We start from the raw sequence: 11,791 nt of genomic DNA, 5'->3' as shown, positions 1-11,791 counted from the left end.
TTATTTGAAAGGTAAATTTCAACCCATACTTCGTTAAAAAGCCTCGCCGTAGCCCTGCTATGGCTACGTTTTTTGCCTCGTCTGGATTAAAATTTCCGCTTTCAAATAAACATCATTAATTGCGATCGGGTACTTTTTCAAAAATACAACAAAAATTTATAAATCAATGCTTTGTCCAGCGCTTAGGCACAGAATGCTACGATCCTGATAACAAATGCTACGATCCATAAAATGAAGCAAATATCCCGAATATAATTTTGCCATCAGAATACATCACCTAACATTTTTTTAAGAAAAATCAGATCGAAGATGGAAACGATGGAAGCACCACGGACAATTTTGAAACGTCCCACTTTTAAAGCCCGGTACGATAACTTTATCGGTGGGCAATGGATGGCACCTACCCAAGGCAAATATTTTGACAACCTGTCGCCGATCGATGGCAAAGCCTTTACCCAAGCGGCTCGCTCTACCGCCGAAGACGTTGAGCTGGCCCTTGATGCTGCCCATGCTGCCTTCAAAACCTGGTCCAAAACCTCGGTAACCCAGCGCAGCAACCTCTTGTTGAAGATTGCTGACGTCATGGAGCAAAACCTGGATTACCTGGCCCGGGTAGAAACCATCGACAATGGCAAACCCGTTCGCGAAACCCTGAACGCCGACATCCCACTCTGCATCGACCATTTCCGCTACTTTGCCGGAGTGATCCGCGCCGATGAAGGGGGCGTGGCCGAATTGGATGAAAACACCGTATCGATCAACTTACACGAACCACTCGGAGTAGTCGGGCAAATTATACCCTGGAACTTCCCCTTGCTGATGGCTTCCTGGAAACTGGCTCCTGCCCTGGCCGCAGGTTGTACCGTAGTGCTCAAACCCGCCGAACAAACGCCGACCAGCATCATGTGCCTGATGGAGTTGTTGCAAGAAGTTTTGCCTGCCGGGGTGATCAATGTGGTAACTGGCTTTGGGCTGGAAGCGGGCAAACCCCTGGCCTCTTCACCGAGAGTAGCCAAAGTTGCTTTCACGGGTGAAACGTCTACCGGAAAATTGATCCTGCAATACGCTGCCGAAAACATCATTCCGGTGACCATGGAGCTGGGCGGCAAGTCACCCAACATCTTTTTCCCCAGCGTGATGGACGCCGATGATGAGTTTTTGGACAAAGCCATTGAAGGGGCTGTGTTGTTTGCCTTCAACCAGGGCGAGGTTTGTACCTGCCCCTCGCGTATTCTGGTCCACGAATCCATTTTTGATGCTTTCATCGAGAGGGTTACCGAACGGGTCGACCAGATCAAAATTGGCCACCCACTTGACCCCGAAACCATGCTGGGTGCTCAGGCTTCCAACGATCAGTACGAAAAAATCCTCAGCTACATCAACATCGGCGTAGAAGAAGGTGCAGAAGTGTTGATTGGCGGCGAGGCGCATTGCCAAAACAGCGGCCTGGAAAATGGCTACTACATCAAACCAACTGTACTGAAAGGCAACAACAAAATGCGGGTTTTCCAGGAGGAGATTTTTGGCCCGGTGGTCTGTGTCACCACCTTCAAAACCACCGAAGAAGCCATCGCCATTGCCAATGATACGCTGTACGGCCTCGGAGCCGGAGTCTGGACGCGCGATGCGCACGAGTTGTACGCAGTGCCTCGCGCCATCGAAGCTGGCCGGGTGTGGGTCAATTGCTACCACGCTTATCCCGCGCATGCGCCATTTGGCGGCTACAAAAAATCTGGCTTTGGCCGCGAAACGCACAAGATGATGCTCGGCCATTACCGCCAGACTAAAAACATGCTGATTTCTTACAACAAGAATAAGCTGGGATTTTTCTAAGGAGAATTACCTTAAATCTAGCATTTCGTTGGCTGGCTCAGTACATGGAATTGTACTGAGCCAGTTTGTTTTTAAAGTACTTTTCGCCTATTTTTGTATAAATATTCCTTTGGATAAAGCAGTAGGGAAAGCTGCGAAAAAGAAAAAATGACCCAACCTGAAAATCAACCCAAACACATAGCCCTCATCGGTGCAGGCATCATGAGTGCCACCCTGGGTGTATTGCTGAAAGAACTCAATCCCCACTACAGCATCAGCATTTACGAACGTCTGGATCAAATTGCCGCCGAAAGCTCCGACGCCTGGAACAACGCAGGTACGGGCCACTCCGCTTTTTGTGAACTCAACTACACCCCGGAGACCGAATCCGGAGGCATTGACATCAAAAAGGCCGTTAAAATTGCCAGCTCTTTTGAAATTTCCAAAGCCTTTTGGGCCTATCTCGTCAAAGCCGGTTACTTTGCCAACCCCGAAGCCTTCATCAACAACATCCCCCACATCAGTTTTGTCTGGGGAGAAGAAAATGTGGCTTTTTTGAAAGCCCGCTTTGAGGCACTGGCTGCTCACCCGCTATTTAAAGGAATGGAGTTCAGCGAAGAACGAGCGACCTTGAATACCTGGATGCCCCTCGTCATGGATGGCCGTGAGCCGGAGGAAAAAGTGGCCGCCACCAAAGTGGACATCGGTACCGATATCAATTTTGGCAACCTCGCCCGGGTCTTGTTCCAACACCTATGCAGTTTGCCCAATGTCGAAATGCACCTGATGCACGAAGTGCGCAACTTGAAGAAACAAGAAGATGGCCAATGGAAACTGAAAGTCAAAAATTTACTTACCAGGGAAAAGATCAAAGTCACTGCCGATTTTGTATTCATCGGTGCTGGTGGTGGCGCTTTGCCCCTCCTGGAAAAATCGGACATTGAAGAAGGACGTGGTTACGGAGGTTTCCCCGTCAGCGGCCAATGGCTAGTTTGCAACAATGAGGAGGTGATTCAGCAGCACAACGTAAAAGTATACGGCAAAGCCTCGGTGGGTGCGCCCCCCATGTCCGTGCCCCACTTGGATACCCGTTTGATTGATGGGAAAAAAGCGCTCTTGTTTGGCCCTTTTGCGGGCTTTTCCACCAAATTCCTTAAAAACGGCTCTTATTTTGATTTGCCCTTGTCCATCGAGTTGGACAACATCATTCCGATGTTGAGCGCAGGTTGGAACAATTTATCGCTGACGCGTTACCTGATTCAACAAGCTACACTTTCGCACGAAGATAGGATAGATGCGCTACGGGAGTATTTCCCTGGAGTTCGTTCAGAAGATTGGGAACTAGCCATTGCGGGCCAACGGGTGCAAGTCATCAAAAAAGACGAAGAGGAAGGGGGCGTGCTGGAATTTGGCACCGAAATCATCCATGCTGCGGATGGCAGCATCGCGGCCTTGTTGGGCGCTTCACCCGGCGCTTCTACCTCGGTTGGCATCATGTTGGAGTTGTTGGAAAAATGCTTCCCCAACGAAATGCAATCGAAAGGCTGGCAGAAAAAGCTGAAGCAAATGATTCCACTCTACAACAAAGTTTTTAAAGGCAAGGAAAAAGAGTGGCTGGATTGGCGGCGGTACAACAATGGCGTACTGCACTTGAGCGATTAATTAACTCACATTACGCATTTTTTACCGCAGAGTTTCGCGGAGTTTTTAAGTTTTAAGGAGTTTGCCACCTGCGGTGGCTGGAGTTTGTGCTCCAGGAAAATCTTGCTTAAGATCAAGCCAATGAAAATGTGACTTGATAAAGGGTACGTACCCAAGCTTCAGCAGAGGCGACCTCTGTGACCTCTCCGCACCGCAGGTGCCCTAAAAAACTCCGCGAAACTCTGCGTGTACTCTGTGAAACTCCGCGGTAAAAAAAATTAGGGTCATATTGAAATCGCTGTATGCATCAGTGATGCTCACCTTAGATGGAGCCTAAGAATAAAACTGCATAATGTGTGTAATTAAGGCAGAATTTCCTGCTTTTTGACCTCCACCGCTGCTTTGGGATAAAACCACTGGCTCATTTTTTTACCCCAAAAAAACGTCAAGGCCCCTACCGCTAAATTGGCTACGCCCAACAAACTTTCAAGGGGTTTATCGATCAGCAAAAACACCAGCATCCAGATGCTGATGGCCAAAAAAATCAACTGCAACCAGGGAAAAACTGGACTGCGGTAGCCCTGCAAATGGGGGTATTTGTAGCGCAAAATAAACACCCCGGCAATGGTCAGCGTATTGAACAACTGGAGAATAAAGCCACTGTACAAGAGCAATTGCTCAAAAGTACCCGTCATGATCAAACCCAGGCTGATGATGGCCTGAAACCAGATGGCCCGTACCGGAATGCCATTTTTATTTTGAGCCCGAAAAAACTTCCAGTTGTCGTGATCCTGTGCCATTGAGCTGGTGATTCTTGGCCCCACCCACACCATGGCACTCAAGCTGGAAGCCAGGAGCAGCGCGATGATCACACTGAACCAATTGCCAATGCGCGGTCCAAACATCGACTCAGCTGCTAAGTGCCCAACCTCTACTTTTTGCATCAAAATCTCCAGTGGAACTTGCCGTAAAAACGACAGTTGCAACAACACATACAACACACTCACAACTGCTGCTCCGCCAATCAAAGCGCGCGGTAAATTTTTAACCGGGTTGCGGATTTCCTCCACAATATAGGCTGCGGCATTCCAGCCCGAATAAGAATAATTGACAAAAACCAGGGCTACGGCAAACGCGGTAGAGCTCCATTTCCAGGGCTCTGCCGATACCGATTGCCAGGAATCCTTTGCTGCAGGTGGCAAATACCAACCTGCCACAATCAATAAAATGATCAGGAGTACCTTTAGGATGGTCAAGCCATTTTGAATCAAACTGCTTTGCCGAATGTTGAAAGAATGCACCAGGGACAAAACCAAAATGGAAGCAAAAGCAATCATGGTGGGATTTTGATGGATAAATGGGGTCATGTAAAAGCCCATCGCCATTGCGGTAAGGGCAATGGAGGCTCCAAAACCAACCGTCACCGATATCCAACCGGAGAGATAACCTAAAAAGGGATGATAAAGGGTGCTGAGGTAATGGTATTCACCGCCGGAGCGCCGCAGATGGGTGCCCAATTCGGCGTAAGCAAAAGCGCCCAACAAGGCATTTAAACCACCCACTGCCCAAAGGGCCAGAATCGCGTAGCGATTTTGCAGGATCTCCACCTGAAAACCCAAACTAGTGAACACACCCGTTCCCACCATATTGGCTACAACTACGGCAGCCGCACTGCCCCAGCCAATTTTTTGCGGTTTCGTCATTGTATTGATGCTCACGTTCATGGGTTTTCCAATAGTATGCGTTACCCACCCCAAATGGGGATAGGTATAAAATAACAAAACTAGTGCTTTTGGTGAGGATCAAAAGAAGAATAACATTTTCTTAAGATATGGAGGTCGTGAAGCTTACTATCCCAGATTGGCAATTTTGATCAAAAACAGGATATAAATTAAAATAAACAAGATGCCTTCCCAGCGGGAGATACGTTTGTCTTGAGTGAGTAAATAAAAAAACAGGCCGCTGCCAAGCATTACGGGGAGTGAGAATGTCAAAAGACTAGCAGGAACATGAATCGGTCCTATCCAGGAAGCCACCGCAGGAATGATCAAGGTGTTAAAAATAGAGGAACCCAAGACATTGCCGATGGCCATTTCTGCATTGCCACGGCGGATCGCCGAGATATTGACCGCTAACTCGGGCAAAGTGGTCCCAATCGACAAAACAGTGAGTGCAATGACAGAGGGTGGAATTTGTAGCCCTTCGGCAATGGCACTGATGGAGGAGACGGTATAATTGGCACCAAAATAGATGCCGACCCCCGATCCAAGCAACATCAAAATGGCTTTGATGGGAAAAACAGCCTGGAGCTCAGCTTGACGAATTTCCTCACTTTCACCGTCCTTTTCCTCTGGTTTTACCAAATAAATGCTGTATGCAACAAAGGCAAAAAGCCCAATTAAAGCCTCTAACCATTTGACCTCGCCATCATAAGTCATCATCGTAAACAAAAAAAACGCCCCCAGCAAATAATGCAAATGCACAAAAATGTAACCATGGGAAAGTACAATATCCTTGCGGTTGAGGTAAGCAACGATGCCGGTAATGAGCAAAATATTGGAAATATTGGCCCCCATGATGTTGCCAGGCAGGATTTCTGATATCCCCTTCGCTACTGAAATAGAGCCAGAAACCAGCTCTGGCAAAGAAGTCCCAATACCCACAATAAAAACGCCAATGATAAACGCCGGCAATTTAAAATACAACCCAATCTCTTCAGCAGCAGTAGTGAAAAAACGAGCCGCAAGCAAAAGTCCGCTCAAAGCAGCCGCAAAAATCAAAAATTGCACCAGCATAATCAGTCAAATTTTGCCCAAGATAAGTAGCTATGTAGTGGGGCAAAATGATTACTTATTTTTTTATCACCCCTATTGCTGCTTCAAATCAAAAATCTTATCCATCCGCAGCCACTTTTGACCAGGCTTTGCCATAGGCAGCGCCTGTTGATACTTCCACATCAGGGTTTCCCACTCCTGGACTTTGAGTATAGCAGCATCTATTGCAGCTTTATGCGCAAAAGTGAAGGTGTCGATTGCCTCCAAAATCATGAATAAGCGATTGCCGATCCGATAAATTTCCATATCAGTGATTCCGGCATCCAGGATACTGGCCTTGATTTCAGGCCAGATCTTTTCGTGGTGTTTTTCGTATTCGGCGATGAGCGCTGGATCATCTACGAGATCCAGCGCCAGGCAAAATCTTTGCATAACAATTATTGATAAAAATGAATGATTGAGGGCAACGCACCGTAGAGACGCACGGCCGTGCGTCTTTTTGTATCCCACACCTGTAGGGAGACGCACGGCCGTGCGTCTCTACAACCTGGCATCATCCATCATTTTTTGGGTTGTCTCAGTTGTGTCATACATTCTAATGAACTATGCCGTTTGTACCTTATACCCTCTCGCCCCGTACCAAGCGACCACCAGCAGGCAGAGCAAAGGAACAATATAAGCCAATTTAATAGTCGATTGATCAGAAATCCAGCCCATGAGCAAAGGTGCAAAAGCCCCACCCACAATAGACATCACCACCAGCGAAGAACCCAATTCGGTATCTTCCTTCAAGTCTTGAATGGCCAATGAAAAAATGGTTGGAAACATGATCGATTCAAAAAAAGGCACCAGAATAATCGCCCAAACGGCAATCGTAGAACCCGTAACCATAGCCACACCCAACAAACCAGCAGCAGCCAGCGAATAAATAAACAGGAGGCGATTAGGCGCAATGTAACGCGTCAATAAAGTACCTACAAAGCGCCCCAGCATAAAACCCAGCATGGCCATACTCAACCAAAATGCGGCATCCTTCTCTGGAATATTGCTGGAAAACTTGGCAAAGCGGATGAAAAAACTGGTCACACAAACCTGGGCCCCTACGTAAAAAAACTGGGCGATTACCCCATTGCGCAAGTGAGCATGACGCAGGGCGTGGAGCAAGCTGCGCTTTTCCTGCGTTCCAGTTTCTTTTACCCCCGGCTCCGGAGTGCGGATGAAGATAAACAGGATCGCTACCAATAAAACGACCAAGCCGATGATCAAATAAGGGATACGCACCGTATTGGCCTCACTTTGCATGTAGGCATTGAGTTGCTCAACCGACATGGCGCTTTGTTCACTTTGGGAGAGCTCAATCCCGCTCAAAATGAACTGTCCACCCAGGATCGGAGCCACAAAAGCGCCCAAACCATTGAAGGATTGACTGAGGTTCAACCGGGTCGTTGCACCCTCGGGTTTACCAAGCAGGGTGACGTAAGGGTTGGCCACCGTTTCCAAAAAGGTACAACCCGAGGCAATGATGAACAAGGCACCCAAAAAGAAGATGTACATCCGGGAATTGGCCGCCGGGATGAATAAGAAGGCTCCAATCGCATACAGCACCAAGCCAATGATAATGCCACGGCGGAAACCATATTTTTTCATCACAATGCCGGCCGGAATGGCCATGATGAAATACCCCAAATAAACGGCAGAGTCAATCAATGCCGATTGCATATCGGTCAGCTGACAAGCTTTTTTCAGGTGGGGAATCAGGATGGGCTCCAGGTTGTGCACAAAGGCCCACAAAAAGAACAGGCTGGTTACCAGCACGAAGGATAGGGTGTAAGAGGCGATTTTGTTTGTCATAGCAGAAAAAAGAATGATGAGTGATGAATGATAAGTGATGAATGGGGAGCTATGACTTAGATTCATCATTCATAACTCATCATTCATCACCCATCAAAGGAGTGCCCGATCCAAATGCACATACCCTCCATCCACATGAATCAACTGTCCGGTGGTGTGGCTGGAACGGGAAGACAAAAGGAATGCGGCCATATCGGCAATTTCTTCCTGGGTGGTCATCCGTTTGCCCAGGGGAATTTTGTCCTTAATTTTTTCGAGGGTGGTTTCGGGATCATTGAGGGTTTGTAGCCAGGACTCGTACAAGGGCGTCATACATTCTGCCACCACAATCGCGTTGACCCGGATGCCGTATTGGAGCAATTCCACGGCCCATTCACGGGTGAGGGCGTTGCGACCACCGTTGGAGGCGGCGTAGGCGGATGTGTTGCCTTGCCCGGTTTCCGCAGTTTTGGAGGTGATGTTCAGGATGGAACCCTGGGAGGCTTTGAGTGCTGGCAGTGCGTAATGCGCCATCAGGTAATAATGCACCAGGTTTTTGTGCAAGGAGGCCATAAATGCTTCGTAATTGCCACTCTCTAGGCCAACCCCATCATTTACCCCGGCATTGTTGACCAGGCCGTCGATGCGACCGGTGAGGCGGAGGGTTTCGGTGACTGCCGCCTGGCAAGCAGCAGGGTTCGTCAAATCGAGGGCAATTTGGTAGCCTTTGCCACCAATGGCTTCGAGTGTAGCCAAATTGTGCTCAGCGCTGCGGCTCACAATAACGGGGATGGCACCCTCGCGCGCGAGGGCATGTACGATGCCCGCACCAATCCCGCGCCCACCGCCGGTGACGATGATGACTTTGTCTTGCAGATGTAAGTCCATTCAGAATCTTGCTTTACGGGTAAAAATAGAATTGATTCGGGGAAAGCTGAGTTAAATTTGAAAAAAATTTAAAAAATGAGCGATTCCGATCCTAAAAAATAGAATGCCTACATTGTTATTCTATTTTGAAGTGCATCATTAATTGACTTTCAGACTGCGTTTATGAAAAAGATATATTTCCTACTACTCGCCTTTACTGTTTTTTGGGGATTTGCAGGGTTTGCTCAAAAGCAAACAGCCATATATCCCAAAGAGGTTTGGCCCGACTCAGACGGAAACCACATCCAGGCGCATGGAGGTGGAATCATAAAAATTAAAAAAACTTACTATTGGTATGGCGAACAACGCCGCCAAGGACTGGATTCAAACTACCGCTACGTTAGCTGTTATGCTTCAAAGGATTTAATCAATTGGGAATTCAAAGGGGATGCCTTCAAGAGCACCAAACCCGATACGGCCATAAAAGGGCATAGATGGGTATTGGAAAGACCCAAAGTGTATTACAACAGCAAAACAAAAAAATACGTAATGTATATGCACCTCGATGGAGGGATCAGGGGCTCAAAAAATCCTTATGCGTATGACTTTGCCAGAGTAGGAGTAGCGATCAGTGACAAGCCCACCGGCCCATTCAATTATGTCAAATCCTTCAGGCCTCTGGGGAAAGAAAGCCGGGATATTGGGCAATTTATCGATGATGACGGAAGTGCTTATTTAATTTTTGAAAGCAGGCCTGATAAGGGTTTTTACATTGCCAGCTTATCTGAAGATTACCTCAATGTTGAAAAAGAAGTGGCCTTTATCAAATCACCATTAGAGGGCGGAGCTATTGTGCATTATGAAAACAAGTATTACGCGGTAGGCTCGGCACTAACTGGTTGGAATCCCAATCCCAATAAAGTGGCCACTGCCCCTTCTTTATCCGGGCCCTGGAGTGAATTTGTAGACATCGCTCCAGCAGAGACCAAAACTTATGGCTCGCAATCAACGATGTTTGTAAAAGTAGTTGGCAAAAAAGCGACAACAGTCATCTTTTTAGGAGACGTATGGAAACCAAGAACCCAATGGGATTCGCGCTACTTATGGATGCCAGTAGAAATAGGTGAGGGTAAACTTTGGCTGCCAGAACCAAAACCCTGGACGATAGATGTGAAAAGTGGGAGGTGGAATTACCTGAATAAGTGAAAGTACCAAATTACAAGAAATGATGCTTTGGCTGGTGTGGGGAGTGAGAAGCCGAGAGATGTAAATTATTTTCAACAAGCCTGAAAAACAGTTTTTCAGAATGAGCCCCCCTCACTCCGCCACCCACACATTCCACAATTCCTTTACACTCGGCCCCAAACACCGACTCCGCTCCATCGCCGGAATTTTTGACTGACAGGTCTTCACCATGTCAAATGCAAAAGGCTCCAGTCGGCAGCGGTAGTTGTCCAGGTAGATGATGTTTGCCTTGGTGTTTTCGGCGAGGCAGAGGTATTCGGCGAAAGCGTCGGTATTGTCGGAGGTGGTGCTGAGGAAGGTCAGTACATTGACGGCGATGCCTTTGGATGCCAACTCGCTGGCCCACTCACAGATGTCCATGCCACCCTCGCGGCAGGTATTGGCGCCATCACTGATCAGGAAAATACTTTTGCTGCGGGTGGGATCATTCGAGAACAACTCCGGGCAACGCAACAACATGGTCAGCAGGGGAGTAGTGCCATCGGGAATCAGGAAGCGCAATTTGCTGCGCAAATCCACCCGATTGATGCCCCCGGAAGCAAACCACAAATCGGGCGGACTATCACAAACGCCCCCAATCGTACCAATCCCCAGTTCAATACTCGTGTCTATTTCGGGCAAAATTTTCAGGCACAAATCCTTCATCGCCGTAAAACGATCCGCCCCATAACACACCACTTTTTCCATCACCATTGAGCCCGAGATGTCCAGCAAAAAAACCAGCTCGTCGTAATTGTTCAATTTCAGGTCGCTGATGATGGTTTTGTGCATGTTGAGGAAGGTAGGTTTGTATTCCCGGCGTTGAACCTGGTTGGTATCAGCTTCCGGCAAAATAGAACTGACTTTCAAGGTGTCCGCCAATTGCAGGTAATTGTGTAGCGCCACCACATTTTCGGGGTCCGCTTTTACTGCCGCCTCAAAGGCCACAAAAGCTTTTTCCATATCCCGCCGATGGACGTGGTAATGCAGCGGCTGGTAATTGCGCCGATGGGCATTGCGGCCCTGATTGAGCAAAATGGCCTTACCCAGTGCATTGTAATACACGCTCAAGAGCGATTTTTGCGGGATTTTTTGTTGCATCGCCACGGCATCGCGCAACAAGGGCAATGCTTCACTGTAACGATCGGCATAGCTGAAACTCATGCCCAGAAAAAAAGTCGCCATCGCCAGTTTTTGTTGGCGTTCCTGGTCATTGGGAGTAACGAGCTGGCGGGCTTTTTCCAGTACTTTTTTGGCTTCACTCGCATCCCCGAGGCGCCCCAGGCATAGCCCATGCGCTAGGGCAAAACTGAAATTTTCGGGAAAGAGGTGATAAGCGCGTTCAAAATTGCCACTGGCCTGGCGGTATTTGCCTTCGGCGTATTGGAGCGAGCCTTGGTAGTGCAGGCGGTAGGCTTGTTTGTCGGGGGGGAGAAATACTGGCGCTGGTACAAGTCTCTGACCTGTGTTTTTGTGAAATTTTCGCATTGCTTGTGCGTCAGAGACGCGGAGATATTGGGTACAAGTCAGAGACTTGTACCAGCGTTGGCTGCCTTCAGTATTGTGCTGTGGCCTCAGAACCCCCGACCCCTGGAAGGGGGGTACAGTTTCGGTAAGTGCGAAATTCTGCCTTTTTGTAGAAG

9 protein-coding genes are annotated in these 11,791 nt (G+C 48.2%); 3 read left to right on the top strand and 6 right to left on the bottom strand.

Annotation, left to right across the window (positions count from 1 at the left end; all coding sequences use genetic code 11):
* The first annotated feature begins 309 nt into the window (after positions 1 to 309).
* Both ACO08K_RS11525 and mqo read left to right on the top strand, forming a co-directional pair.
* A complete protein-coding gene (locus ACO08K_RS11525) occupies positions 310 to 1,833 on the top strand; it encodes an aldehyde dehydrogenase family protein (RefSeq protein ID WP_421796545.1) in 1,524 nt (507 codons plus the stop codon).
* A gap of 147 nt (positions 1,834 to 1,980) precedes the next feature.
* A complete protein-coding gene (mqo, locus tag ACO08K_RS11520; RefSeq protein ID WP_421796544.1) occupies positions 1,981 to 3,474 on the top strand; it encodes a malate dehydrogenase (quinone) in 1,494 nt (497 codons plus the stop codon).
* A 341-nt stretch (positions 3,475 to 3,815) separates the two neighbouring features.
* Here mqo and ACO08K_RS11515 read toward each other — a convergent pair whose 3' ends face one another.
* The 5 genes from ACO08K_RS11515 to ACO08K_RS11495 form a co-directional block, all read right to left on the bottom strand.
* Positions 3,816 to 5,177, bottom strand: a complete 1,362-nt coding sequence (locus tag ACO08K_RS11515; RefSeq protein WP_421796543.1) for an APC family permease — start codon at positions 5,175 to 5,177, stop codon at positions 3,816 to 3,818.
* A gap of 126 nt (positions 5,178 to 5,303) precedes the next feature.
* Positions 5,304 to 6,248: a sodium:calcium antiporter gene (locus tag ACO08K_RS11510; protein WP_421796542.1), complete on the bottom strand. Its 945-nt coding sequence runs from the start codon at positions 6,246 to 6,248 to the stop codon at positions 5,304 to 5,306.
* A 72-nt stretch (positions 6,249 to 6,320) separates the two neighbouring features.
* Positions 6,321 to 6,659 (bottom strand): L-rhamnose mutarotase, encoded by a 339-nt coding sequence (locus ACO08K_RS11505; protein WP_421796541.1) that lies wholly within the window; start codon positions 6,657 to 6,659, stop codon positions 6,321 to 6,323.
* A 171-nt stretch (positions 6,660 to 6,830) separates the two neighbouring features.
* Positions 6,831 to 8,078, bottom strand: a complete 1,248-nt coding sequence (gene fucP, locus ACO08K_RS11500) for an L-fucose:H+ symporter permease (protein ID WP_421796540.1) — start codon at positions 8,076 to 8,078, stop codon at positions 6,831 to 6,833.
* A gap of 93 nt (positions 8,079 to 8,171) precedes the next feature.
* Entirely contained in the window at positions 8,172 to 8,945 is a 774-nt protein-coding gene (locus ACO08K_RS11495) for an SDR family oxidoreductase (RefSeq protein WP_421796539.1), read from the bottom strand.
* 162 nt (positions 8,946 to 9,107) lie between these two features.
* Here ACO08K_RS11495 and ACO08K_RS11490 point away from each other — a divergent pair, with 162 nt between their 5' ends.
* Positions 9,108 to 10,130, top strand: a complete 1,023-nt coding sequence (locus ACO08K_RS11490) for a family 43 glycosylhydrolase (RefSeq protein ID WP_421796538.1) — start codon at positions 9,108 to 9,110, stop codon at positions 10,128 to 10,130.
* 111 nt (positions 10,131 to 10,241) lie between these two features.
* Here the strand turns inward: ACO08K_RS11490 and ACO08K_RS11485 are convergent, their stop codons facing one another.
* Complete coding sequence (locus ACO08K_RS11485; protein WP_421796537.1) at positions 10,242 to 11,636, bottom strand: hypothetical protein; 1,395 nt, start codon at positions 11,634 to 11,636, stop codon at positions 10,242 to 10,244.
* Positions 11,637 to 11,791: the final 155 nt, after the last annotated feature.

This window comes from Haliscomenobacter sp., from assembly GCF_965225875.1.
In the GTDB taxonomy this organism is placed as follows: domain Bacteria; phylum Bacteroidota; class Bacteroidia; order Chitinophagales; family Saprospiraceae; genus Haliscomenobacter.
This window is presented reverse-complemented; position numbering and strand designations above follow the sequence as displayed.